Annotated in this window: 18 protein-coding genes; 5 read left to right on the top strand and 13 right to left on the bottom strand. The window is 62.2% G+C overall.

What is annotated here, in order from left to right:
* Positions 1-22 precede the first annotated feature (22 nt).
* Positions 23-1,066: an MraY family glycosyltransferase gene (locus tag C936_RS0104100; RefSeq protein WP_018649217.1), complete on the bottom strand. Its 1,044-nt coding sequence runs from the start codon at positions 1,064-1,066 to the stop codon at positions 23-25.
* Positions 1,067-1,592: 526 nt separating this feature from the next.
* On the opposite strand from C936_RS0104100, the gene C936_RS15090 reads away from it, so the two are divergent.
* The 3 genes from C936_RS15090 to C936_RS0104085 are packed head-to-tail and all read left to right on the top strand — an operon-like array spanning position 1,593 to position 5,223.
* Entirely contained in the window at positions 1,593-2,432 is an 840-nt protein-coding gene (locus C936_RS15090) for a hypothetical protein (protein ID WP_231363204.1), read from the top strand.
* A gap of 11 nt (positions 2,433-2,443) precedes the next feature.
* Positions 2,444-3,277 carry a class I SAM-dependent methyltransferase gene (locus C936_RS14210; protein WP_018649215.1) on the top strand — a complete coding sequence of 278 codons (834 nt, stop codon included), beginning with the start codon at positions 2,444-2,446 and terminating at the stop codon, positions 3,275-3,277.
* Entirely contained in the window at positions 3,274-5,223 is a 1,950-nt protein-coding gene (locus tag C936_RS0104085; protein WP_018649214.1) for an ATP-grasp domain-containing protein, read from the top strand. The genes C936_RS14210 and C936_RS0104085 overlap by 4 nt, the downstream gene beginning before the upstream one ends.
* 125 nt (positions 5,224-5,348) lie before the next feature.
* Here C936_RS0104085 and C936_RS0104080 read toward each other — a convergent pair whose 3' ends face one another.
* The 4 genes from C936_RS0104080 to C936_RS0104065 form a co-directional block, all read right to left on the bottom strand.
* Positions 5,349-6,152 (bottom strand): hypothetical protein, encoded by an 804-nt coding sequence (locus C936_RS0104080; protein ID WP_018649213.1) that lies wholly within the window; start codon positions 6,150-6,152, stop codon positions 5,349-5,351.
* The gene (locus C936_RS15085; RefSeq protein WP_231363257.1) at positions 6,149-6,571 is read right to left on the bottom strand and encodes a hypothetical protein; all 423 of its coding nucleotides are present in this window, start codon (positions 6,569-6,571) and stop codon (positions 6,149-6,151) included. The genes C936_RS0104080 and C936_RS15085 overlap by 4 nt, the downstream gene beginning before the upstream one ends.
* 1,141 nt (positions 6,572-7,712) lie before the next feature.
* Positions 7,713-9,005 carry a hypothetical protein gene (locus C936_RS14900; protein WP_155988199.1) on the bottom strand — a complete coding sequence of 431 codons (1,293 nt, stop codon included), beginning with the start codon at positions 9,003-9,005 and terminating at the stop codon, positions 7,713-7,715.
* Positions 9,006-9,489: 484 nt separating this feature from the next.
* The gene (locus C936_RS0104065; RefSeq protein WP_018649209.1) at positions 9,490-10,407 is read right to left on the bottom strand and encodes a glycosyltransferase family 2 protein; all 918 of its coding nucleotides are present in this window, start codon (positions 10,405-10,407) and stop codon (positions 9,490-9,492) included.
* Between the two features lie 306 nt (positions 10,408-10,713).
* Between C936_RS0104065 and C936_RS0104060 the strand changes: the two genes are divergently transcribed.
* Complete coding sequence (locus C936_RS0104060) at positions 10,714-11,640, top strand: glycosyltransferase family 2 protein (protein ID WP_018649208.1); 927 nt, start codon at positions 10,714-10,716, stop codon at positions 11,638-11,640.
* 198 nt (positions 11,641-11,838) lie between these two features.
* On the top strand, positions 11,839-12,771 hold the full coding sequence (locus tag C936_RS0104055; protein ID WP_018649207.1) for a hypothetical protein: 933 nt from the start codon (positions 11,839-11,841) through the stop codon (positions 12,769-12,771).
* Between the two features lie 255 nt (positions 12,772-13,026).
* Here C936_RS0104055 and C936_RS0104050 read toward each other — a convergent pair whose 3' ends face one another.
* The 8 genes from C936_RS0104050 to C936_RS0104010 form a co-directional block, all read right to left on the bottom strand.
* A complete protein-coding gene (locus C936_RS0104050) occupies positions 13,027-16,341 on the bottom strand; it encodes a glycosyltransferase (protein ID WP_018649206.1) in 3,315 nt (1,104 codons plus the stop codon).
* Between the two features lie 17 nt (positions 16,342-16,358).
* Positions 16,359-18,269, bottom strand: coding sequence for a glycosyltransferase family 2 protein (locus C936_RS15080; RefSeq protein WP_231363256.1), 1,911 nt, complete (start codon positions 18,267-18,269; stop codon positions 16,359-16,361).
* Complete coding sequence (locus tag C936_RS0104035; RefSeq protein ID WP_018649203.1) at positions 18,266-18,511, bottom strand: hypothetical protein; 246 nt, start codon at positions 18,509-18,511, stop codon at positions 18,266-18,268. The genes C936_RS15080 and C936_RS0104035 overlap by 4 nt, the downstream gene beginning before the upstream one ends.
* Positions 18,508-18,978 (bottom strand): sulfotransferase family 2 domain-containing protein, encoded by a 471-nt coding sequence (locus tag C936_RS0104030; protein ID WP_231363206.1) that lies wholly within the window; start codon positions 18,976-18,978, stop codon positions 18,508-18,510. The genes C936_RS0104035 and C936_RS0104030 overlap by 4 nt, the downstream gene beginning before the upstream one ends.
* A gap of 251 nt (positions 18,979-19,229) precedes the next feature.
* Entirely contained in the window at positions 19,230-19,934 is a 705-nt protein-coding gene (locus C936_RS0104025; protein ID WP_018649201.1) for a sulfotransferase, read from the bottom strand.
* A gap of 107 nt (positions 19,935-20,041) precedes the next feature.
* On the bottom strand, positions 20,042-21,874 hold the full coding sequence (locus C936_RS0104020; protein WP_018649200.1) for a hypothetical protein: 1,833 nt from the start codon (positions 21,872-21,874) through the stop codon (positions 20,042-20,044).
* Between the two features lie 518 nt (positions 21,875-22,392).
* Positions 22,393-23,337, bottom strand: a complete 945-nt coding sequence (locus C936_RS0104015) for a peptidylprolyl isomerase (RefSeq protein WP_018649199.1) — start codon at positions 23,335-23,337, stop codon at positions 22,393-22,395.
* Between the two features lie 249 nt (positions 23,338-23,586).
* Positions 23,587-24,999 (bottom strand): hypothetical protein, encoded by a 1,413-nt coding sequence (locus C936_RS0104010; protein ID WP_231363207.1) that lies wholly within the window; start codon positions 24,997-24,999, stop codon positions 23,587-23,589.
* Between the last annotated feature and the right edge of the window lie 138 nt (positions 25,000-25,137).

Here is a 25,137-nt window from a genome sequence, read left to right as displayed (position 1 = left end):
GCGTGCAGGCCCCATAACCCAGCTATTGCACATCCAGGCGGCTGCGAAGACGCGGCAAACCGAACTCCATCATGAGCAGGTGGACGCACCCCAGCGCTACGAAGGCCCAGAACAGCACAACACCGGGAACCCCCAGCAACCAGCCTGTTACTCCAACGCCTCCCAGCAAAAAAGTCACCAGGAGCAACCAGCAGGTCGCTGCGCGCCGAGACAGCCCGAACCACAGCAGGTAGTGGTGCAGATGCTCCCGGTCCGACTGCAGTGGGTTGCACCCCCGCCACAGTCTCCGAATCATCAGCGAGGCGGTCTCGATCACCGGCAAGGCCAGGACCCAGGCAAATACCATGGGCGGCACATGCTCGCCATGGGCAAACGCCAGGTCGACCGCGAACCAACCGAGCGCCAATGCCAGCGCCATGCTCCCGGCATCGCCCATGAAGACGCGTGCCGGCCGCGCGCCCAGCCACGGAAAGTTCCAAACCAGAAAGCCCACCACCGCACCCAGCAGAATGGCCGGAGCCAATAGCGCCTCTGGCAGGCCCGCCAGAGCCCCCACCACCAGCAGCCACCCCAGCATGACCATCAGCATCCCGCCCGCCAGACCATCCAGCCCATCGGACATGTTGATCGCATTCACCAGGCCAACCAGACACAGGATGGTGAACGGCACCGCGGCCCAGCCCAGCCCCAGAGATACCGCACCCGTCACCCCGCCGACATGGGGTAGCAACACCCCACCCACAACCACGGCGAAGGCCGCCACGGAAAGCTGCACTACAAGCCGCACTCCGGTCGACAGAAAGTGAAAATCATCCAGCGCCCCGAGCAAGAGCATCCCGATCATCGCCGCCAGCAATGGCCACCCCAGCGGCATCCCCGCCAGGCCCCAGACCATGGCAAAAGCCAGAACCACCGCCAGCCCACCCACCAAAGGGACCTCACCAACATGGTCCTTGCGCCCCCCCGGGCGGTCCACCAGACCCACCCGACGTGCCGGCCCGGCGAACGCCGGCACCAGCAGAGCCGCAAGCAACCCCGCCAGCGATGCATACAGAAAAGTGGACACAGCGCGGTCGCCCCCGGGAATCGATCGCGAAACAGGCTAGGATTCTGCACGAACCCCATCCATTATTCACCCGCGACCCCGTCGCCGAGAGGCCTGCTTCCCGCACGGCCGGAACTTGCGATCTCTGCTGCCCCGGCTCTTGCCGACGAGCCAATACCTCGCCGTCGATCGCGACGAACAAACACCAAACTCGACACATTGCTGGTGTGCCACGTCCGCGCCAACAACTGGCTCTGGTATGCTCGCACCCGGTTTGCGAACGGTCGGACCCAGGATGCCAGGTGAAGGCCGTCGAACTTCGCCGCATCAAACACATGGGCAGCGCGACCGTAGTCCACGATCGGAACATCCCGTAGCGAATTGACGGATCGTTCGAAAAACGTGGCGTGACGTATATTCGCTTGCGCTGGCAGCCCGCATTGCCGAGACAAAGCGCAACGACCAGATATCGGGGAAACACTGAACCAATGTGCCCGCTCGAACGCGAGTGCGCACACCAATCGGCGTTTGCCGAGAATATGACGAAATGATCCGGCACAAAGACGAAATCGCACGCAACCTGTTCGAGAGCGACCGGGTCTATTTTGAATTGGGCGCTCGAGTTTCGCGTATCGGACCCGCCTCGATCGCCTGGATGCCTGGCCTGGCTCACACTCCTGCTGGCTGCGTTTGTCAGAGAGTCCCTTCGTCGGCTTTCCAGGATCGGTCACGGACAGGGGATCCGCCCCCATGGCTGGATGAAGTCCAGTCTGCACACCACGCCAGGCGAAATCCGATCGTCAGACTTTATACTCTGGACTTCGAGGGTCCGCGGGCACTGCTCGCGGCGGCCGGTTTCGCATGCCGCGAAGAGATCGGATTTGCATATCAGGGGGCCGCCACCGCGCGGCCAGGACGAATCCGCCTGCACCCCATCGAAACTCCCTTGGATTGGCTGGAAAAATTGCGCCTGCACGAGGCCTCTGCGGAGTTCTCCGATGGGCATTCATACCTGGCTCGCGAGTGGGTGGAGCTGGAACGCAGAAAGTGCCTAACGGGCAAAATGGAGTGTTTCCTGATCGAGTACGAATCCGAGTTCCATGGATCTGTCTGTCTCATGCGCGAAGGGCGGGCGCTACGGATCAAGAACCTCTACCTGCAGCCGGCCTCGCGTGGGCACGGCATTGGCTCGCTGACCCTCCAGGAAATATTCGGAGCCTATGTGCGCTCGGCGGATTCGGCGGCGGTTGTTTACGCAATGAGAGGGGAACCCGGCGAGCACCTTTATCGTTCCCGGAACATGGTCGAGATTTGCAGGCAGTACGAATGGACACGGCGAGTTCGAGTACCGCCAGAGGGCGCAGCCCTTTTGCGACGGACCGCCTAGGGAGGCGCTGATTGGACCGAGACAACACCCGCGTGTGGCAGCGACATGCCGCACAATGGAATGCGGTCGGGGCGCCCCTGAAGCCTTCGCCCGAGGACCTGCAGATGCTCGGGCAGGAGATTGGGCACGCCGAAGGTGCGTTTGGAGAAACACCCTGGTGTCTGCTACTGGGAGTTACCCCCGAACTGGCACAGCATCGATGGCCAAAAGCGAGCCGCCTGGTGGCCGTCGACCAGAGCGCCGAGATGATTGGAACGGTCTGGGCCGAGAACCCGGGCATATGGTCACGCCCCTTGCGGGGCCGCTGGGAACAACTCCCGCTGCCCTCTCGAAAGTTTGCCGTAATCGCAGGGGATGGCGCTCTGAATGTGCTGGCGACAGCCGAGCAAACCCGGCTGGTGGCTGGAGAACTCGCCCGGCTGCTCTCTCCGCAGGGCCGACTCGTCCTGCGCTGTTTTGTCCGGCCAGACGTACCCGAATCCACCGCCGCTGTGTGCGCCGAGGCCATGGATGGACGCATTAAAGGGTTCCACGCGTTCAAGTGGCGTCTTGCCATGTCACTGATCGATCCGAGCCATACCACGGTCGTCGTCGAAGACATCTGGAAAGCATTTGAACGCCTTATCCCCAACCGCGAGGATCTGGCGAGAAGGTCCGCGTGGCACCGATCCGAGATCGACACCATCGATGCCTATCAGGGCAATCGCGCGCGATACACGTTTCCCACCCTGGCCGAACTGCACTCGACCCTGAACGATGTGCTGCACGTCGAGTCAGTCCGCTGGGGCACTTATGAACTAGCCGAGCGGTGTCCAACCATCGCCCTGTCCAGGAGGGAGCCATGAGCTCGCCACAACCCCCGATGCAGATTGCCGCCCCCTCCGTACGCGTCGAGGGGTACACACTGGGTCTCAGTCATCCCACCTGCTGGGTTCCCGTCGTCGTCAATCGAGGAAGCATTTCACGCGATGCCCTCGACATTCTCCAGGAGCGTTTGGCCGCAGACCTGTCCGAGCGTTTCTGGTCTCCGCTTGATTCGTTCACGCTGTCTTCGGCCGACCCCGGAGAACTGACAGCGTTCGTGCTCCGCTGGGTATTCAACTTGCAACAGGTGGCAGGTCTGTCCGTGTTCGAACCGGGGCAGCCCGTAAGCGTGGGCAGTGAAGGCCACCGCTGGTGGCTGGCAGCCACCACCAGTGCCCACGCCCAGCCCGCTACGGAAAGGGCCGTCGCCTGGCTGATCGAAACCCTTGCTCAGTCCGCGGCGGGAGACCCGCAGGACCCCAGCCTGGAAGGGCTCGAGACGCTGCTCGAGTTCATGGGACAGTTCGCTGCCCCTGCGTCCAATCTGCCACGCTTTCTGCGCGCGGCTTTCTCGGAGGACATCCCCGTTGCGAGTATCGATGGGCAGGTCTACCAGTTCGGACAGGGCATCCATGCTCGCCGAATCGACGCCGGCTTCACCGATACAACCTCGAACATCGCCGTGCGTCTGGCACGTCACAAGCGTCTCGCGGCGATCGCTCTGCGGCGCCTCGGAGTTCCTGTACCGCCGCACCTCCCCGCCCGAAACAGCGACGATGCACGAGAGGCGGCTTCCAGGATTGGGTATCCAGTGGTCATCAAGCCGGCGAACATGGACGGTGGTGTCGGGGTCACTGCTGGCATCCGGGGGCCGGAGTCGGTTCCCCAGGCCTACGCCAGAGCACGCGAACATTCAGATGACATCCTCGTCGAACGTTACGTGGAAGGCCGCGATTATCGCTTGCTCGTTTTTCAGGGCGAGCTCATATGGGCTGTCGAACGCGTCCCCGGCGGCGTAACAGGGGATGGCCAGCGGACAGTGGCCGAACTGCTCGACCTGCTCAACACCGACCCACGCCGAGGGCGCAACACACGAGCACCGAGCCGGAAACTGGTCCTGGACCGGGAAGCAAGCGAACTGCTCGCCGAAGCAGGGTTGTCCGAGCACAGCGTGCCCCAGCCGGGCGAGTTCGTACGTTTGCGGCGGACTGCCAATATCGCAACCGGCGGTACGCCGATTGCGGTCTTCGACGATGTTCATCCGGACAATGCCGAGCTGGCCGTTCGAGCTACCGCCGCGGTGGGACTCGACCTGTGCGGAGTCGACATGCTGATCCCCGACATCCGCAAAAGCTGGCTCGAAGGCGATGCCTGGGTCTACGAGGTGAACGCCCAACCGGACATGGGGCAAACCACCTCGACCAGGCAATACCCTCGGGTTCTGAGCGGACTAATCCAAGGCCGGGGCCGTGTGCCGATCGTGGTGCTGCTGGGCGACACCCCGGATAACACCGGCATATCGCCCGAAATCGCAACCCGGCTGATGCCAAAGGGGTCCTCGTTCGGACGGCTGGATGCACACGGGGTTTTCCTGCGGGACCAGCTCATGGCTCCGGGGCGGTCGAGCTTGTTCCATGGGGGATCCATGCTCCTGTCACACCCACGGACCGAATGCCTGCTGGTCGCCATCAATGACGCAGAGCTGGTTCGCAGCGGCCTGCCCTTTGATCGATTCGATGCACTGGTCCTGGCCGGCACGCACATTTCGCCGGCAGAACAGGAAGGCGACGCTTCCAGCGAGCAAACCTTTTCGCGAATCCTCTCGGCATTGCTACCGCATTGCGCAGGCCCTGTGCTACAAGTCTCCGACGGGAGCGGGCCGGCGTTGCAGGCCGCACCCGGCACTGCCATGGCTGACAAGCTAAGAAGCTGCAAGGATCGCGAGGAGTTGCTCCAGGCCACACTGGATACCCTGAGGGGAACGTAGTTCCATGTATTGGCCGCCCCCGGGAACTATGGCTGACCGTCAACCGGCCCCCAGCCCGACGGTGGCCTGGTCTTACCTGGACGCGCTGCCCGTTCCGGGCGAACCGCGAGCGCCGATGCAGCGGCTCACAGCTCGTCGGACGCGGGAGGGATAAAGCCCGCGCGTCCCCAGTCGAAGCTTACGGGCTCAGCCTTCCCGGCCAGCAATTCGGCGATTCGTCCCTCGCCCACAGGGTAGCCGAACTGACCGTTACGCATGTGGATACGCAGCCTGCTCTGCTGGACCGTCATATCGCGAAGCTGCACCCAGTCCTCATCGGACAGAGGGTCCTGACCCAAGCCGGCAATACCTTCGAGCATATGCTCCCACTCGTCTTCGAAGACGAGCTTGCTGGCAGCAGCGATGGCCTTCTCGCCGGAAGTCGCCGAAGCGTCTGCGCGCTGGGCCAATTCCATACCGGTGCTGTAGAGCGTGCAGTAGCCACCTTCGGTAAAGGCGTGGGCCCGCCATCCCAGATCGGGCCGAGCCTCGCGATGCGTCTTGCGCAACGCCATGAGTTGTTCGTTCTCGGGCCAGTTGCCGGCCAGGAGAGAGGCCATGTCGATCGACGCCGACGAATCCCTCGTTACCGCGCGCAACGCCTCGGCATAGGCTAGGAAATGGGCGAGCTCGGTACAGGTCCCTTCGTCCGCAGCGACACCTCCGGGTGTCAGCTCGTCCAGTCGGAAATCCCCCTGCATTGCCAACATGCGAAACAAGGCGCCATCAATCAGTTCCTTGTAGCACTGGCGGGTAATCCACAGGCGATCCGTGGTGGCATCACGGGCGGGCGAATGAAAATAAGTGCGACAGACCTCGGCCTCCGCACCCCACAAAGGTGCGTTGGCCTCGACCACCGCGCGCAGCCCATGAGACGGCCGAATACTCATGGCCGCACCGCCACAATCTCCGCATACTCCGCGCCCTGGGCGGTCCCCGGTGCCGAGGCCCCTACCGCACCCTCCAGGGTACGCACATCAAGGCGCTGCACATTAAGGCCCGCCCCTTCGAACGCCGCGCGAACCTCTTCGACGGACCCCGTGGGGTGACTGTGCCCCGCACGAACGAAACGCCCAGCCCAGTCCCGCAATTGCCGGGCTGGCAGTTCACAGCGCTGCGCGCTGGCGGCGTCCAGTACACACTGTACAAACTGGTTCGCCTGCATCTCGGAAACCGCCGACACCGAGGACGAGAGCCGGGTCACGGTGACCACCGCGCCACCAGGACGAAGCCGGTGGTACCAATTGCGCAGTAGCCTCTGGCGGCCCGCCGAATCAAAGTAGCGCAACAGCGAATGCGTGGTGATCAAGTCAAACTCCTCGTCCTCAGGCAACGCGGGTAAAGCCCCGGACCGCCCTATATCGGGCTCGCTCAAATCCCCGCGAACCGTACGCACAGGCAGTCCCGTCATCGCCCCATACCAGGCGCACAGCATCAGCGGTGTCGCGCAGAGGTCGACAACGGTTGGCTCCAGGAGATGATCCCCAAATGCCCGATGCACGATCTCGAGCATCCCGAAGTCGGCGCTTCCCGCGATCAGCACCCTGCGGTTTCCGGCCACGGCCTGGCGTGCGAGCTCCGTCCGGAAAAAAGCCTCATGCCGCTCAGGTCCGGCCGCCAGCCCGAGTTTTCGCAGTGCCTGCCAGGGGGCATGAAAGTCCGCACACGAACCTTCTCCCAGCCCCGAGCCACACACCTGCTCGGCAAACTGCCCCGACCAGCGGCTGGATTGCCCCAACAACGCCTCAGGGCCAAGTCTTGTCACCACACGTCACCTCTCTCTCCCGGCATTCTGTTCTAGGGAGACGCTGATTTAATCGCACGTCCGCGCTCGAGTCGCTTTTGCGTGCGAACAAGGCGCGGTGACTGCCGTGCAGTCATTCTGCACAAAAGAATCGCAACGCTGTGCGCGCCCGTTTTTGATCAACAACGGGCGGCCGAGCCCCTGATTTCGATAGCTTGTGGGGTTGGTGCCCCCTGTTCCCCGATCCTGCGTTGCGCCGCTTGCGGGTAGAACCACTACCCGCTGCACGACGCGCCTTGTCTCGGAAAACAGGGGGCACCGACGCGGACGTGCGATTAAATCAGCGTCTCCCTAGAGGTCTAGCCCGTTTCCGTGACGGGCACCGAAGGAACCATCAAGTGAAAGACTCTCGCCTGCCGGCGAAGCAAAGGCACTCCGACGCCAAACCCCCCAAATAAATACGGAATACTCGCAGGCTCCGCCCGACCGATCAAGCCACTTCGGAATCCAGCCCCGTTGTGCTCGAACCGCCCATTGCGGGCGCACGGGGGGTCGTTCACGGCCGTCCGGCCACCCTGGACCACGGCACGACATAGCCGTGCGCGCGCTCACCACCGTAGCCCAGCGCCGTGCCGTAACTCATGAACTCCACCACCCACCACCACCCCCGAATTCCCGATTGCACTAGCGCGCGGATGAAAACCATTCACGCCACAAATCTACCCTGAAACCGGTAGCTCACATCATCAAGCACCTGTACCTCAACATCGTGCGGCCCCGGGCTCACGGCTCCGGCGGGCCACTTGAACGAGAATCCACATTTGCCCGTGGGGTGAATGCCCGCATGAGCCACATCTGGGCGCTCACGCTCACACCGGGCCCGCCCCACAGGGACCCCATCCAATATTACTATCACTTCCAACCCGTCCGAAGGATCCGAACATCGAGTCACCCATCCCCACAATCCACGGCCATCAGCGCGATCGACCCACCCCCGGAAACGAGGCTTATTACCACCACCAGGATTCCTTATTTCGCCGGATGGCTTCGTTGCCCCCACCGCGGTGCCCGACACTGACTGCCTTACCTGACGACCGGTTAACCGTTTCATCAGCCCTCCGGGTGGAGCCGCATTGGTGTGCTCTACCAGCTTTCTCAACACAACCTCAAAGGCCTCTTCAACACAAGGGCTCTCGGTGACAACTTTCTTTCCTTCCGGCGAGAATATTTTAAGCCGATGATCACCAAAATAACGCTCATTCACGCGCCGGACTTCCTCGCCAAAACGGCTCTCAAAGCTTTCCAAAACGTCTGAATCAAGAAAGACCTCTGTCTCGCGCTCTGGCGTTCTGTAAATGATGGAATCCGAAACATCTGTACTAAAGGCCCGCCCCCCGTCGGACACGACCCCCCCCACAACACCATTCGCCCTGCGCAAAACCTCCGCCTCCACAACGCTCAACGATCGATTAACGGTGCGACGGTCCATGGGCGGCACGCGGTCAGCGCTCACGCCCAGCGCACGAAGAAACGCCCGATCAATACCCAGCTTTCTCTCCGAATCGTAGTGAAAAACACGAATATCATCAAAAATGCCCTCATAATCACGCAATACCTTGAACTGCTGAGGCATACCAACACCCAGCCCGAATTCATGAAATCCCCGAGCATAGCCTTGCCGCTTAACCAGCTGCAAATACAGTGAATACATTACATCGTATAGATCTCTGACAAAAATTATTACTACCGTATCCAAGCCAAATTTTTCGGCACTTTCTCTAATGCGAACAAGCTGACTTGGCTTGATATTCTGCAAGCGCTCAGATGAGTACAAAATGTCACGCCCGCCAGAGCCGATGTCATGCTCAATAATTTCCCCCGCATTCCCGGACAAAGCAGCCTCATGGAGTCGGACACCATTGCCGGAAGTAATCTCGTAACCATCTCGACGACGCTGACCTATAATCGACCATGATCGGGCCTTTTCCTGTGCGTGCAAGGGGTATGAGATCCTTTCATTCCATAACTGTCGCGAGTTCTCGCGAAGCCAGTTCTGCAAAGCAGACGACCCGGTCTTCCCGCACCCAACGTGGAGAAATAGTTTCCTTCGAGGATCCATATAGCCGCCTTTTTTAACAAGGTTCACTTGCTGTTTACAGTTTTTTATAAATAACAGGACACAAGAAAATGGATGCCCACGGTTAACATGTGATATAGATCGACTGACTAAAGACACGCGAAAGGTTGGGCAACTAGCGTCATTGCACGAGCATCGCTGATGCAGCCGAGGGAAACAAGGGGGGCACACGATTAACAAGCCTCAAGACGCTGGCACTTGTCACCCAGAGGCTGCGGCACCTCCTGGAGCAGCTCAATAGGACAAGACATTGCCCATCATGGATATTTCGCATGGTCGCGCACCCAAGCCCCCTTGGTAGCAGGCGGTCTACGGGCGTTGGTAAGATGTCGGTAACGAAAAGGGATCAGACGAAACGTTGTGATCGTAATCGGCAGACGAAGAGGCGGGGCAACACCAGCACAAAGTGCGCCCAGACAAGCAGGCATGCAGCCGCAAGCGCAAGGCGGTCCGACAGTGCGGAACCACTGAACTTGCGGTAGTAGCGGACCATCCCCCGGTGTTTGTGCCATTCGGTGCGCATCGGGCGGCCACTGCTGCTCGTGCCCTTGGCGTGGGTGGCAATCGCGTCCGGCACAAACAAGACTTGATAACCCGCGTCACGGAAACGGTGGCACCAGTCGAGGTCCTCGCCGTGCAGGAAATACCCTTCATCCATGGGCCCGACGCGGCGTATTGCCTCGCGTTCGACCAACATGAATGCCCCGGAGATCGCCTCGACCGACACAGGCCCCGGCGGCAGCGGATGATTGGCCAGGTTGAAGCCCTGTGGAATGCGCCCCAGCCAGCGCAACGGGCGGTCAAAGGCCCACTCCAACGCCCTTTGCGGCGTCGGGTCGAGCCGTCGACATCCCGCCTGCTCGCTGCCGTCCGGATTGCAGACTCGCGGCCCGGCCATCCCGGCCCGAATATCCCCGCGTAGCGAATCAAGGACCCGCTCGATCGTCTCCGGCTGCACCTCGCAATCCGGATTCAGCAAAAGGACCGTAGGCTCGTCGCTCTGCTCGATGGCGCGGTTGACTGCCGTCGCAAATCCGAGATTTCGACCATGGGCGATAATGCGAACCCGGTCATCCCCACCCCAGCAATCCCGTACCCGCGTTATGCTTCCGTCCGTAGAACCATTGTCCGAGACGATAACGCTGACCGGAATCGTAGACTCGAGCACGCGAGTTATCGCCCGGTCCAGCCAGGCACCACTGTTGAAGGCGACGATGACGACTGCCACCTCGGCGGGCGGTCGACCACGAACATGTGACTGCATCAGGGGCTCGGGCACCCGGACTCCTCGTAAAACCAAGGTGTTTCAGGCTGAGCCGGAGCCTCGCCGACGTTGAGTGGCGGGGCTCCGACGCGGAACAGAATCCTGGATCGAAAGCCCGCATTCTACACGGCGCAGCGTGCCTTTCGCCGCGCGCTGCGCAGGGCCGACCGCCAATGGTACGGAGGCCAGGCGGCCACTGGCTGCGAGAACGGGATGCGAGCCCTGCCCCAACCGATACAGAAACAAGACAAAGAAGACCTTGGCGCCCACGGCCTTCCCCGATATCATCCGCGCTCCGGAGGCGCCATGACCAACCATCGCCGGATAGAGGTTCTCCTGTCCGCGTTCAACGGCGAGCGATATATCGCCGAGCAGATCGAGAGCATTCGACTTCAAACCGCAGGCAACGTGGTGCTTCGCATCCGTGACGATGGGTCAACGGATTCGACGCTCTGGCTGCTGAACGATCTCGCCCGCGCGCACGACTGGATCAAGGTCGAGCGCGGGGAGAATGTCGGTGCCTCAGAAAGCTTTTTCAGGCTGCTTGAAACCGCTTCTTCCGACACCGCATTCGCAGCCTTCTGTGACCAGGACGACTGGTGGCACCCTGACAAGCTGGAACGCGCAATCAAGCGACTTTCCGAGCTCCCCACCGACGTCCCAGCGCTGTACTTTTCGGCCATTCGGCGAGTCAGCCACGCGGGCGTCCCCCTGCAACAGATCCCCCAGGACCGCTATCGCCCGGGACTGGCGAACGCGCTTGTTCAGAACATTGCCCAAGGCTGCACAATGGTCCTGAATCGCGCCGCCATCGATCTCCTGAACGCGGCCCGCCCCGACATGAAACACGTGGCCATGCACGACTGGTGGGCCTATCTAGTTATCTCCGCCTGCGGGCAGGTAATCCATGACCCCGTACCAACCCTCGACTACAGACAGCATCGCGACAATCTCGTCGGAGCGAAAACGGGTACAAAGGCTTGGGTCGACCGCATCGCCCGTTTCCGGGCGCGAGGAAAAACACCGCTGGTCAGACAGGCACAAGAACTGCTCGACACGCATAGCCAGAACATGCCCACCAGCAATAGGAGACTTTGCGAGGAATTCGTCGCCAGGGCCGGCAGTTCACGCATGCTGGAACGCCTGAAATATGCGCTTCGGACACCCGTCTACCGGCAAAGCTGTCGCGACAACCGGATCATGAAAATCCTCATGATACTCGGGTGGCGCTGAGCGCCCTCTAATCATCGTCTCACCGGCGCACGCCAGATCATTCCCCTCCCGAACGACCTACCGTTCGATTCCTGGCCCATTATTCCGCTGAGGCCAAATCGCTTCTCGCCAAGGTCACAAACGAGATTCGAGCACCACAAAATAACCGGCAAGAAGTCACCTGAATATTTCAAGGCCCGGAACCGCAGGAGCAAAACAATGGTTGACTGGGAAACAGTTTTCATTAAAGAACGGTACGGGATCGAACCCCAGCCTGGCGATTCCATCCTGATACTCTCCGACCTGAGTGAAAAGCAGTTCTACCATCAAGTCATAGAGCGAACAGCGGAACCGCCAGAAGAAACGCCATCAAAATTGATGCTCGGAACAATCGTGCCGGGCGCCCGCCTTGCCGAGGTCTTCGCCGATCGCATCCGAGCAGCCGGCCTGATTGTCGTTGACATACTTCACACGGAGTCGCTCTCGCGCGCTACCGCGCGGAATATTGAAGAGCTTTCCGGAAACTCCAGCGAGTTGATCCTGGCAACTCCTGCATTGTCTTCGGTGTCAACGGAATTTGACTGGGTAGATTCAGAAGACTTCTGTGGCTGGATTGCTGCAGAAGGGCTGATAAGGCAGCTGTTCGCGTCGGTCACGCTCCGGAAGATACGGGGCTCGCGATGGCAAGGGGATGTCGCCACGTTTTATGCAGGAAACCGGCGGCCAACCGTGAATCTGATCTGTGGAGTCAAGGGCACAGGGAAAACGACGCGCTACGATATCGAGCTCCGGTCGGGTGCCATCGGTGTCCGCGTGGACAGCCTCCTCAACAAACTCGACAAGAACCTGAACAAGAACTTCTTCTCCCAGGAATTTATAAGCCACATCAAAACCTTCAAAACCATTCAGGAACGCGAGGGCCGGTCTCCACGACTTCTCCAATCACAGATGTCATTCGCGAAATACATCTTGGCCACAGAGGTTCTGGAGGAGTTTTTCGATCTCCTGGCCAAGCCGGTTCTTGATGCCGACTTTAACTACGTTTTCGAAGGAGGGATCCTGACGAATGCCGAGCTCCGCAAAGGGTTCAGGCGACATCTCGAGACCGAGAAGAATTGTCTGGTATGGGTCTCGCTGCGCGAGACAGGCTAGGGAGGCGCTGATCAACATACGCGCTCGCTAGGCGGCGCAGGTTTACCGGGACAAGGCACGCCGAACAGCGGTAGTGGTTCTACGCTCCGCCCATGATTGGTTCGGGGCGCGACGAAGGGGCTAGGAACCCGGGGTGCCCTCCACGGGATTACGCGCAGCGAGCGACGCTCGTTGTCGACAAGGAGAAAGCCAACTGTAGCGTGGCGAACGGGACCCAGCATTGCAAGCCGTGCGCGAGCCGTCACGGGTTGAAGGTCATTGCCCCGAGACCTCCGACCACTCATTGCGCACGAACAGAGTCTGATACCCCTCCGGATCCGCGGACTTGAGGTCGGTCGTCGCCTTCTGCAAGAAGTGGTAGACCTTCGAGTGCGGGGTGTACACGATGGCCCTGTCGGCGATCTGCCGCACGGCTTCGCAATACAGGCGATCGGAACGATAGTGGGGCCCGTTCTCGTGATCCAGCGGGCCAATCGTACTGATCGTGTCGCGCGGAATATACACGGCGAAGAAGGGCGCAAAAGACAAACCGAAATACCCCTTTGCATGGCCCAATCCCGCCTGCAGGACATTGTCATGATGCAGGGACAGATTGACGTCCGCTTCCCTGGACGCATCCATGACCGGATTATGCACGTCAATGGTTTTGGTCCCGGGCAACAACACCTGGCGGGGCACGATCAGACCTGCATTGGGGACGTCGCGCATGGCGGCCTGCAGGGCCACGGCCCACCCGGGTGTTACGACCGCATCATTGTTCAGCAGGATGACATCGTTTTCCGGAGCGGCCAGCTCGATCCCCTGATTCACGGCGTAGGTAAACCCGAGGTTGTTGTCGTTCTGGATCAACCGCAGACGCCCGGCCTCGGCCTGCCCACGCAGGTAGTCGCGCACATCGTCGGCTGATGCGTTGTCTACCACGATCAGCTCGAAGGGCGACTCCGTGAAGCGATGAACAGCCTCGACGCAGACTTTCAGATAGTCCAGACAACCATATGAGGGAACCACGATGCTGACAGGGGCCGGGGCGTCCACCTGAGGTCTGTGGCGGGGAGGGTACATCCGCTCGACCCCGTCTACCCCGACAGGCCCCAGCAAGTCCGACAGTCTCGCCTGCGCGAGATACTCGTCGACGAACGTAAGGGCCTCGAAAAACGGCCGCTCGCGCGTAATCTGATTCTCGGCCGCATCGTGAAAATAGGTACTCAAGACGCAGGGCACCGGCTTTGGCGCACGCGCTTCGGTCGCGCGCAGAAGGAACTCCCAGTCCATCAGTCGCCGCATCGACTCGTTGAAACCGCCAATACGCTCGGTGAGTTCGCGGCGATGCAGGATTGCCCCAAGATCGATGAAGTTGCGGTTCTCCAGTAGCGACCGACTGAACTGTGCAAAGCGGACACCTTCCTGGATCGCGCCCTCGCCCGTCCCCCGAAGGAGCGATTGCGCACAGTAGACCATATCGAATTCGGGCTCGGACTCCAGCACACCCAGGAGAATCCGGACGAAGTCCGGCTCCATCGTGTTGTCGGTATCGAGATACGTCACAAACTTGCCACGCGCCTTTTCCAGACCGAGGTTTCGCGCGACCGCGGCCCCGCGATTGCGCTCCATCCGGAAATACCGAATGCGTTCGTCGTCAAACCCTCGCACGACCGATTCGGTCGCGTCTGTACTGCCGTCATCCACGATGACCAGCTCGAAACGCTCATGGGATTGCGCCAGCGCGCTGGAGATGGCCGCGGCAATGCAGGACGCACGGTTGTGAGTCGGCATCACAATCGAGACCAACGCAGTGCTCGGGGTCTGCTCGAAACGCATCGCAAGATGCTTTTGCACGCCACTCATGTGGCCGAGCACGCGACGGTCCTCTTCCGAGAACGGGGCATCCAGAGTCAGGGTGAAGATCGACAGCCGGTCAAAGCCGCTGAAGTCCTGATAAGCACCGGCGGGGGCGCCACCTGGGCCCGACCACGCGGGCTCCGAGTCCGCTGCGTCCTCGCCGACGGACCCATTGGCACGGCCACCCCCGTGCGCCATGTAGTGCGCCAGCGGATTCAGCCCGCTACCGGACACCTCGGGATGCCGGGAAAAATACCGCAGGGTATTGAAACCAGGCCCCGGATTGCGGCCCTCGGTCGCGCCGTGCTGCACAAAATGGAGGAGTGGATGCGTACGGGCAGCGGCGACGTCGGGGTATCGCCGGATGTACCAGGAGGTGTCGAACCACGGGTTGGGCTTCAGTCCTTCGCTGACCCCGTGCCGCAGATAGTGCAGCAGAGGGTCCAGACCACTCTCACGAACCTGGGAGTATTGCTCGAGATAATAGTCTCGATCGAAAAGGCCGGAGTCGCGAAGCCGCTCGTAGGTATCGAATTCCGTCGGCTTGACGCCTATCTGGCGCAATTCGCGCAGGTGCCGCGCGTAGGCCGTCCGGCGCCCAAGGCGCTCCAGTCGCCTCAGGGGGCCCGTCACCCGCCACGAGAGCGACCGCATGAGCGCATCCTTCTCTGCCTGCAGGCGTTGTCGCTCCCGGTGACTCAGCCGCAACTGAGCGGACTGGTCATTCAGCCGCTTTCGGGTCTCGTTGTGTTGTTCACCCAATGCCTGCAGCCGCGCTCGAACCGAGTCGAGCTCACGCTGCATTCGGGAACGCGCGGATTCCGCCTCACGCAACTGGTCGACAAGAGCACGCCGACGCAATTCGGATTGCCAGTGCCAATGATCATACGACTCCAGCAAACCGGATGCGGCCTCCAGCTCGCCAGCACTGGCGGCTGCCCGCGCCTGAAGCTGGTTCTCTGCATCCTCATCGGGCTGCCCGGTCAATGCGCCCAAAGATTGGAAAAGGCGGGCGACAGAGGCCGGGATGCCGGAGTCGTCCAGCACACGCTGGTGACGGTGTCCCTCGGACAAGAAGGCCTCGACCTCGGGGCAGCTCTCGGACAGCGAACGCGGCCAAGCGATCCCGAGCCGCTTGGCGATATCCGAAACCGTTTGCTGCCAGTCCGCCAGCAGATCGTCGTAGCTCACGAAGCAACGGGAAAGGTGCCGGGTAGACCGTTCGGCCTCCAGCATGTATCGCTCCCAGAGGCGCAGACCGACCCCATACGGGACCTCCATATCGCGCCGTGCCTCCAGCGAGCGGGCAACCTCAGCGGGATGCCGCAGCATGATTACCACGCGCGCGCGGGCGCCAAAGTCCGACAGCACAGCCTCCCACAAGGGCATCAGGCGACACATGCGCGGGTCCTTCATCACGAACAGGTTCGAGTCCGCGAAATCCTGTTCGAGGTAGTCCCGCAACCTGGCGCGCAGCTCGCGAATGTCCTCACGTTCCCACCACCTGTCGGGCAGCGAATGCAGGCTCTGCCAGCGCTGTCCAAGCCGGTTGAGCACCTCGTCCTGCAGCTCCACCAGGTCGCGGGATTCCCAGAAGCCGGTGCGGTTGTTCTCGGAGGGTGGCAGCAGGTTTCGGGCAATGTCCGCGCCCTGAAGGTTCAGCACACGGGACAATGCCGACGTCCCGCTACGGTGCATTCCCAGGATAATGACGGCGGTTCGGTCGTTCACGCATTCTCCTTGCGGCATCACTCCCCCCTCGCGCGGCCACCCGCGAGTTCCGGGGCATTCAGTTCCCGGCGGCCCGCAAATCTCCCGGTGCGGGGAGGAAAACTGCATCGTCCCCGCTCGTCGGTAGTGGACAGGTTCGGGCTGCCAAAGGGATCTTCGTAGCCCTGTGTTCCCCACCTCGACTGCAGAAAGGCCACCTCCCGCGCCGCGCGTTCGCGCTTTTCGGGGCTCGCCGTTTCCGGCCCCCGAGTGGCGGACTCGTGATGGAACAACAACGCGTACGGGGTGTACCGGTTGCGGTACCCATGTGCGCGCAGCTTCAGGCACAGATCCACGTCGTTAAAGGCCACCGGCAGGCCCTCTTCCTCCAGCCCTCCGACCTCCAGAAACACCTCGCGGCGCATCACCATACACGCCGCGGTCACGGCAGTGAATTCCTGTGCATCCAGAACCCGCGACGCGTTGCGGCCTTCGCCTGGATGGGTATAACGCATGAAATGTCCCGCCACGCCACCAAACCCCACCGTAACCCCGGCATGCTGGATCGTTCCATCGGGAAACAGCAGGCGCGCCCCGACCGCGCCCGTTTCCGGACGCAGGGCATGGCCCACCATGTCGTTTAACCAGTGGCGGTCGATCACCTCAATGTCGTTATTGACCAGCGCGATCAACGGAGAATCGCACCGGGCGACCGCTCGGTTGTTCAGGCGGCTGTAGTTGAAGGGGATATCATCGCGGAACACCCGTACGCGGTCCGCGTAGGGGCCCTGCGCCAGTGAGTCGAGGTAGGACAACGTCTCGGGATCATCGCTGCCATTGTCGATGATCTGGATCTCGTAGGACGGGTACGCCGTGCGCTCAAGGATACTGTCGACGCATGGGCGCAGAACGTCCAGACCGTTGCGCGTGGGGATGATCATCGTCACGCGCGGAGCAGGACCGGGGACGGGATAGCACACCCGAATGCGTTGCGGATCCAGAGGGGACCTCTCCACCGTCGCAGCGCAGTGATGACGTGACAGATATCGCTGTACCGCATCGGCGTCGGCGGGTCCGAGCCCGCAGGTCAGGTGATGCTGCAGAACACGCGGGAGATGCACCAGCCCATCCTCTCCCTTGGCTGCCACGAAGAGACTGAGGGCATGGACACCTCCGCACTCGTCGGCGCGAACGGCTGCCTGGAACAGTCCCCCGGGGACCACACAGAAACCGCCAGCCAGGTTGCGACCCAGGGCGAGATCGGTATTCCATTCCGGCTTGAAAAACGGGTCATAGTGTCGACCTTGTCTGTCGAGCCGATCCTCGTCCGTATACACCAGTCGGGCGTCGGCGCGCTGCGCGAGGGTGTCGCGGATCAGCCAGAGCGCGAGCGGATGCAGCCGGACACCTGGTTCCAGCAACATGACCGCCGGCTCTGGCTGCCCGAGCTCGGTCGACTCCCGTTCCCGGCGCTCGACGCACTCGGCGAAGGACCGTACCCACACGATCACTCCATCGCCTCGACTTCGGCGCAACCCGGAAAAGGCCGGAAACGCGCCCGCGTCCTGCACTACGAGCCAGATACGCCAGCCGCCACCCAATTGTTGCCGTACCGAATCCACTGTACCGCTCAGGAACTCGGTCTGGTGCGCCGCCAGCGGGACGACGACGTCGAGGACCGGCGATGCCCGCTTCCCCTGAAGCTGCCGCTGCACCCAGAGGCGCTGGGAAAGTGAAACCCGCCCGAATCGCCGCCACCAGCGCCGGTATTCATCCGCGCGCTCCGGTGGACGCCGAGGAAACAGCCGCCGGACGGCCATCCATACCCGCCGAACCTTCACGGCGAGGTAGCTGCGAGCATGCGACGAAGAGAACGGCAAACGAGAATAGACCGCGCGAACGCGCTGCTTCCAGCCGCCATTTCTCGGCTGCGTTACGGGGTCGTTCACGCACGCCCCCGGCGAAAATGGCGCCAGCGGAACCAGCGACGGGATGGCCGCAACATTTCCGGCACCACCCAGTCCCAGTAGCCTTCGCGCCAGGCCTGACGCACCAGTTCGTAGAGCTTCATGTCCAGGGCGTTGTTTTCCAGGATGGCGTCGATATCATCGTTGCTCACCGGAAAGCTGCGCCGGCCCCGGTTACGGTGCTCGGCCAGGTCAAGGCGAAAGGACAAATCCTCGCTGGTCATGAGCAACCCATAGTCGCCCAACGTACCGAGGAGGCCTCCGTGATACCCAACTGATGGGCCTGAAGATTCCGCTGCTGAATGGCGGCAGCGAATTCCTGCAGCGACAGCTCGCCGGTCATTACTCCTGTCGCCAGAGAATCGCCGGGCGCGCCACCATGGGACAGATAGTGCTGGTAATGGGAGATGCACCGGTCCACCGGGTGGCGCAGGATCGACATGACCTCTCCGGCTGAGAAGGCCTCATTCCAGAGCGGGTAACGGGTGTGCCCGTAAAGCACTGAAACACCGTCGCGCTCGAGGGCCGCGCGCAGTTCACCCTGAGAACGTCCGGCCGGGGCTTTCAGCTCCGGATGGGTCGACGGGTGAGTGGGACCATAGTCGCAGGCCAGTCTGGATCCGAGGTTGGCCTTCAGTCGATACCGGAGGCTGGTGCCGGCCGTCTTGGGGATATGCACAAACAGCTTCAACGAGTACTCCCTGCAAAATTCGCTTCCGAGGCACGCGGCCACTTCAGCCGAGCTCGTGAACCGGTATCGCCCTTGCGATGCCAGAACATGCGCCGGGCGCTCGCCACCGCCTTTTCACAGGCGCGGTACTAACGATCTTTTGGCGCACCATACACGGCGCCCCGGTCGTTGATCGGCCCTTTCGCGCGCGGCGCGTCAGTGTACCGGGATAGCCACCGCAAGCGGTACACGGTGGTACCGTTGTGGCCCGGTCACTCAAGCCACGGTCGAGGGTCCCAGTCGATCTCGCCCGCCAGATCCTCCACCGAATCGGCGTAGAGCTCGCACAACACGTCCCTCAGGTGCCGGGGGAGTGGATGCGCCTGCCCCGCGAATACCCGCTGGCTCAGGGCGTCGGGCGTCCAGCCCGGGTGCCAGTCGAGACCCGCGAGATCAGAGACCTGCCGCAGCAGACCTTGCGGGTCCTCCCGAATCTGCTCGAAGCGAAGTACGCAGACCCGCCCCGTGCCATAGGCGCCTCGCCACAGGCGCAGGGCACGAGCATAGTCCCCGCGCAGCCGCGAACCAAGCGAACGAAAGTGATCGATAAACCACTGATCCGAAGCCTCGTCGATCGTCATCTCGGCCCGGCCCAGCGCCATCAAGGCCGACGACCAGGCACGTTCGATCGGGTTGCGCAGCACGAAGACGACACCGGCTTCCGGTACGGCGCGATAGCACGCGCGCACCGCGTCCTCGCGCAGCGTGGAATACGCAGGAGTAATGTCGCATTCGCACCGATCCGGGTCGGCCGAGAACAACGCCCGGTATGCCTCTTCGCCGCGATCCGGAAAGTTTCGATCCCAGAAGTGGACTTCCTTGCCGGCCGGAAACTCGACCGCAGGGTGCCGCGCCAACTGGCGGTGAAGCCAGGTCGTGCCGGCTTTCTGAGCCCCTATGCCAATCAGCCGCAACATGCGATCACATCCTCAGGGTTGCGTAGCAGATGGAGGGGCCGGTTTCATGGCAAGAGCGCTAAGGCCCAGGCGGTGTAGCGCGGTGTGTCCAGCAGACATACACAAGCTCAAACCGGCTTCTCCGACGATACATATTCGCGAAGGCGGGGCCAGAGGCGCAGGCCATCCGCCATGGCGGCGCAGCTCGAGCGCATGGCCTGGAGCCATGTCGTGTCCGGAGCACAGCGGGCGCCCATCAGGTCCTCCAGATTGCGCGCATAGCGCTGGACCTCATCACGCATCTTGCCCTGAATGCGCTGATCCTCCAGGTTGGGCGCCAGCAGGCGCAACCGGAATGCAGTAGAGGACACGCGCGACTCGTCGACCGACTTGCGCAGATCCGCATCGTTCATCCGGGCCAGACGCCGCAGGTACGCGACGATTTCGGTCAGTCGGCTATCCGCCGACGTCCCCTGAAGGCCGGCGACGAACTGCTGAAGCAAATCGCCAAGCTGCTCCACCGGCGGGGCAAGCGCCTTGCTGTCCCGCTCATCGGGATGCCGCCAGGGCGCCGGTTCATCGAGACGATGAGGCAGCGCCCAGGCGAACTCGAAACGAGCCTGGTCCGGGTGGATTCCGGCCATAAGCGCTCCGAGCACATCGTCGTTGGAACCACGCCCCGCAGGCGGCACGCAGGGGAGCAGCGATCGATTGTCCAATCCAAGGAGGATACTCATGAGCGCCGGATCGAAATAGATCGCGGGTCGAGCAAGCGTGCGCCAGAAAATGCGCTGCGGGTCGCCCTCGTCCATACAGCGGTTGAAGTAATCGGTGTTGCGCAGCGCCGCATCACCCGAGCGCGCGTAGAAGGGCAATTCATCCGGCGTTCCCGGATCCCCCGCAAGCCCGTTCCGGGTGGCGGCAATTCGGGTCGCCCGCGACAGGTGATCGAGGGTGGGGGCATCGGCATTTTGCAGCCAGCCCAGGTCCTCGTTTGCCTGACCAAGGCGCTCCAGAGCATCAAACGGGTGAGTCCCCAGGGCGTCGAGATGTTGCTGCAGTGGATTGACATCCAGCCGCTCCGAACCCTTCATGAGCTCTTCTACGGAGCCCAGTGCGTCGTGGCTCCGGGAAAGGCGGCGAAGCTGGACCTCCTGGCCGGCATCCGACCGCACACGCGGCGCCAGCTCGCAGTCATCGTCCATCGCGATGATCCGAAGGCCGGGCGTCAACAAGGTCATCAGGTTGCGAACCTGCCCAAAGGTCTGCGCCGACTGATCGAGCGCGGAGGGCGCCAGCAGCCAGCGAATGCTTTCGGCTTCGGCCGGGAAGGCATCCGCAAGCTGTCGGGCGAGACTCTCCCGGCGAGCACGATCCCAGTAGTCCACCGGGAACCCAAGCGGGTCCAGGAGCTCGACCGCACGAGCCCGATTCTGGCTAATTGAGTCCTCCGACCGCGAATCATCGATCACGATGATTCGTTGTGGGGCTAAAGCGGTGGCCAGGTGGCGGGTGGCGCTCTCGGTGGCCCGAGCGAACCAGCCTGGCCGGTCGCAGGTCGTCAGGACAAAGGCCCAGGGGCCCGTCTCGGTGGGCCCGGGGTCCATATGCTCCAGCCAGGTTCCGGCGGACACGAGGATCCCGGCGCGGCTCAGCTCGTTGACGACGGTCGCGACCTGCTCGAACGGCACCTGACTAGCGGCGAGCCTGGCATGGATCGCGCGCGCGTGATCGTCCAGCGTGCGGAATACCAGTAGATCATTGAGCAAGGGCAGGAAAGAAGCGGGCAGTTCGCCACGATGCCCCGTACGCCGATTGACCAGCAGACAGCGGCCACCGGGGAGATCGTAGGTCGCTACATCATCCAGCCGAAACCACGGCGCCGTGTTCGCGGGCCCCGGCTCGCTCACGCTGGCGAAGCGAAACAGGTTATGGTCGGATTGTCGGAAATTTGCTTCCATCGCGCACTTCCTGATTCACGAAGAGGGTGTGCGAGCACCCAGAGAGGTGGCGCAGGAGCGAGACGTTCCGCTCCCGGAAAGCCGCCAGTCAGGCGGCAAGCCACATCGATCCGCCATCGGCGCCACTGACGCACGTGCCCCGCCGTGAATCGGAAATACGGATTCATCGGCTTGGCGGGCAACCAACGCGCGGCGACTGACGTGCGGCCATTCTGCACCAGGGAGCCGTAACGCCTGCTCTTGGTCAACATCAGGCGACCGGGCCCTGCTTGACTGGTTTCGTGGGGTTGGCATCCGTGCTTCATTTGGCCTGGGCTGGGCTCCAACAGCATCCCGTCGCACGCACAGAATCAACGCTCGCAGTCCGGCACCCCTGGTAGCGGGGGTGACATCGGCATCTGCGTTGGCGCCCACATGAAACCCTGGCTCACGAAAAAGCGGTATACGCCATCACTTGAACGTTAGGGCCCGGGTCGGGAACGATTCCCTGCGGACATCGCCCCGGCCCGGGACTGCGGTCAGGGCTGTTCCGGGACCATCAGCTCGTCAGCGACGTCGGGCTCCTGATCTTCCAGCTCTTCACGCATCGATTCGATCACCGCGACGATCGCCTCGTCGTCGATTTCTGCGTCACGCGGAGAGCCAACCGAGGTCAGGTAGGAGGTGAGCTCCTCTTCGACGTATTCGGCGCGCAGGCGATCTTTGATGCGCTCCTCGACCTCTTCGAAGGCCCGAGGCTCGCCACCCTCGACGTCGCGCAGATACACGAGGTGAAACCCGAAACGCGTCTCGAGCAACTCGACATCGCCCGGCTCCATACCGAACACGACTTCGTCGAATTCCTCGACCATGCGGCCGCGCTTGAAATACCCAAGGTCACCGCCAATTTGCCGGGTACCGTCCTCGCCGTGCTCTTGTGCCACCTCCGCGAAGTCGGCGCCATCGCGAAGCTTGGCCAGGAGTTCTTCCGCTTCTTCGCGCCGGCGCTCCTTGCGCTCATCGTCCGGGGCCCGCAGCAGGATGTGCGACGCGCGGCGCTCTTCTTCGACCATAAAGTCGTCCAGGTTCGCGTCGTAATACTCACGGGCCGCGTCGGAGAAGTCGGGGAGCTCGATTTGTTCGACGAAGCGACGCGGGACGATCTCCCGATAGAACCGCTCTTTCAGCCGCTTGATCTGCGCCTGCACGATCTCTTCGTCCGCGTATCCCAGCTCTTCGGCGAGCACCGCCATGCGACCGCGGAAGTACATCTGATGAATCAGGTCGCGGCCCACCTCGGGGTTTTCCAGGAGCTCCCGGCGCTGATCCTCGGGGATAATCCGAAGCTCGTTGGCCAGATCGGAACGTTCGATGACCACTCCCGGGCCGGAGGCGACAGGATCGGCATCATCGGTACCGGTAGCGCTTGCCCCCACGGGGAGCACCAGCAACGAGACGGCGACGAAGAGTGCAGTGCGTTTCATGGAATCCTCTACAGATAAAAATGTTGAGTGTACGTGACGTCACACGGGAGAAAAAGGTTCCCGTTCAGGCCCGTCAAGGACCGCCTGGCGTCTTGCTCAAGCGCCCACCCTGAGACCCGAATACTCGGGCGCGCCACAACAAAAAGGCCGCCACCCGAAGGTGACGGCCTTTATTGATGTCGCGACCCGTGGGGCCGCGACACCCTCAATCAAACCGACTTGAGGTTTGCCTACAGACCAGGCTCCGTTTTACCGGGGCTCGTTGGTGTCGTAGGCGTGCTCGGTCGCCTGACCGTAGTTGCGGCTCGGATCCCCGAAGTCACGCTGCTTGAAGATGAAGCCGGTAACCGGCAGCGCGGAATCGAAGGAGATCTCGGCCCAACCGGTGTTGGAGTTGGACACCAGCTGGTTGGTATCCACCGAGCGGGCGATCGCGGAGTTCAGCGCGGATTCCATCTCGCTCGCGTTGCGCGCGATCTTCACCACGTTGGCCTCGTAGATCAGGGTGTCGATGGTCACTTCGGGCGGCGGGGCCGGGGACACGGTGGTGCCATCGGTCTCGACGCGGAAGCTACCCTCTTCGCGGTCGTAGATGTCGTAGCCAACTTCGATCACGGCCTGGCCGTCATCGTCGTCCTGGAAGGTCGCGCTACCGAAGATGTTGGCCGGGCAAGCCGAGCCATCATCGAACGCACCGCCACCGGTACCGGTGTTCCGGTAGTCGTTACAGGCGGCCTGAATGTTGCCGCGGTCCACGTCGGTGTAGAAACGCTTGGTCGGGAACGTCAGCACCCAGTCGGTGGCCGCACCGGTCTGCGGGTTGGAGGCCCACTCGTTGGCCACGGTGCTGCTGCCGATCGCCGCCGTGAAGTCGTCGAGGCCATCCATGGACCAGAGCGTGTCGCCGGAGACCAGGGTCGGCTCCAGGAAGTACGGGAACTGCTGAGCGGTGATGAAGTTTTCGCCGTTGCCGAAGTCCGCCAGGTGCAGCGACTCGACGCCCGCGGCAATACCGCGACGCTGGTTCACCAGCGAGGCATTGACCTTCAGCGGGGTGCTGCTGGTGATCGGGCCATAGCCACCTTCACCGCGAGCGGCCGGGTCACCGGAGCCCTGTTCGCCCGGGATGGTAGAACCGAAGTCAGCCGGCGCCCAGGATGCGTCCGCAACAAAGGCCTGATCGACCATGCCGCAGTCGCGGGGCGTGCCGTCAACGTGCTTGGCCGCCCACGGGAGGGTGTCTTCGTCATCTTCGGCGCCCGCCTCGGCTTCGCCCATCGTCAGGATTTCGATGTAGCCTTCGGACATGCGGCTGATGTCGCCGTCGGTATCCGTGTGATCGCTGAAGGTACCGGAGTAGGCCAGCTCGTTGGCCGTGGCGCCTTCGTCGCGAACGCTCAGCGGGATGGTGCAGGAGGTGTCTTCGGTGCGCAGGACCGGACGGCCGTCTTCGTCGGCGCTGATCCAGGCGGTCCAGACGTCACGCGGGCTGAGGGCGACGTTGAAGTCGAGCACATCGCGGGAGTTGCGGGCTTCGTGCAGACGAACCTTGATCACCATCGAGTTGTCGGTGGTGTTGGTAACGTTCAGCAGGGTGCGCCAGCCTTCGTTAATGGTGTAGTACGGCACAACCGCAGCACTGCCGGCGCCGTTGTCGGACACAGTCACCGCACTGGCATGGACGCCAGCATAGAGGTGGACATGAGCCCCGCGGCCAGCAGGGCCGTCGTAAGCTTGCGAGTTTTGAAGATCATTCGAGTTTCCCTCTTCTTCGTGAACATGGAAATACTACTTCACGGG

Source organism: Thioalkalivibrio sp. ALJ4 (assembly GCF_000377225.1).
In the GTDB taxonomy this organism is placed as follows: Bacteria; Pseudomonadota; Gammaproteobacteria; order Ectothiorhodospirales; family Ectothiorhodospiraceae; genus Thioalkalivibrio.
The sequence above is the reverse complement of the archived record's forward strand: the minus strand, read 5'-3'. Positions and strand labels throughout refer to the sequence as shown.